The organism is Pseudoalteromonas luteoviolacea CPMOR-1 (genome assembly GCF_001625685.1).
Taxonomy (GTDB): Bacteria; Pseudomonadota; Gammaproteobacteria; order Enterobacterales; family Alteromonadaceae; genus Pseudoalteromonas; species Pseudoalteromonas luteoviolacea_K.
In genome coordinates this window covers 1-1,349 of record NZ_AUYC01000100.1, presented here as the reverse complement: position 1 = coordinate 1,349, position 1,349 = coordinate 1, and the positions used below count along the sequence as shown (strand labels likewise).

The following is a 1,349-nucleotide window of genomic DNA, read 5'->3' as shown; positions in this document are numbered from 1 at the left end:
AATGGGCAGAGAGAAGCATTCTTCTAAGCTTGTGTTTGGAACAACTAAGCAGTGTTTTCTGGGTATATCTGGGGGATTGATCAGGTCAGATGATGACATTCCCACTATTGATAGAAAAATTCCAATCGAACCTCAATTACAGAATTCATACATTATGCAGCCAACGATTACATGTAAACGACTGTCTGACAATACGGACATCATTATTAGCAGCTTTAGTTATTCAATAGCGCGGGGGCAGTTTGCAGCAACCGGCTCAATTAAGTTTTGTTCAAAAATAGACATGGATAGAGCACTAAACAGAGAGCTGTTGGTCACAATAAACGGTTATGATTTTGTTGTGGTATGTGAGCAGCCTAGTGTGTCTTTAAAGTTTGGTAATAACAGTTATAACGCGTCAATTCGAAGCCGGTTTGCAATGTTGTCAGCTCCGTACACTAGAACAGCAAATTACACTAACACCACCAATAAAACATTTGCGGGCATATTGTCCGATACATTAGTTAATAGTGGCTGGGTTATTAAAAATGAAATGATTGATTATCCAGTTCCTACTAACACATTTAGCTATCGAGATTTAACACCAGCAGGGGCTGTTCTTAGAATTGCGCAAAGTGTTGGTGCGATCTTAGATTTTGATGATGCAAATAAAGAAGTATCTGTTGTTCCAGAGTGGCCTGTAAATCCATGGGACACAGATAACGCAGTATGTGATGTTATTTTGAATGAGTCACTAATACTCGAGCATTCATCTCGTGAGACCATTAATCAAGAAAATAACGCGGTTTTTGTTCGTGGTGAGCAACAGGGAGTTGCGTGCAAAATAAAACGCCGTGACACATTAGGTGACAAATATGCCCCTGATATTATTGATGCTCTTATAACTGACAATCTAGCTGCTAGACAGCGCGGTACTTGCGAGCTTGCACGAAGTGGAAACAAGAAGGAATCGACTATTAGAACTAAACTGCTAGGTAATTTACCGCCAATTCGACCAGGCATGCTGGTTGGTATCCGATATGCCGATTCATTGTACAAGGCGACGTGCGATAGTCTTTCTATAACAGCATCAGTAAATGCTCAGGGCGCAATTACAGTTAATCAAACTATCAAGGTTGTTAGTAATGTCTAATGCATTAAATAGATTGAACGCTGTACTAAGCAATAAGCAGCGCTCAATAGTTAAAATTGTTCATGTGAATACTGACGGCACAACTACAGTTGAACACAGCGATAGTTCACAAAGTACAGTGCTAGGGGATTCAGTTGCATCGGGAAGTGCATACATTGAAGACGGGCGCATTGTTGGAGCCGCGCCCGATCTGCCTTATTCAGAATTAGAGGTTTAA

Annotated in this window: 1 protein-coding gene and 1 pseudogene; both read left to right on the top strand. The window is 40.7% G+C overall.

What is annotated here, in order from left to right:
* Positions 1-1,132, top strand: a pseudogene (locus N473_RS25685) (hypothetical protein); the annotation flags it as partial.
* Positions 1,125-1,349 (top strand): hypothetical protein, encoded by a 225-nt coding sequence (locus N473_RS25680; RefSeq protein ID WP_063370435.1) that lies wholly within the window; start codon positions 1,125-1,127, stop codon positions 1,347-1,349. The pseudogene N473_RS25685 and the gene N473_RS25680, both read left to right, overlap by 8 nt.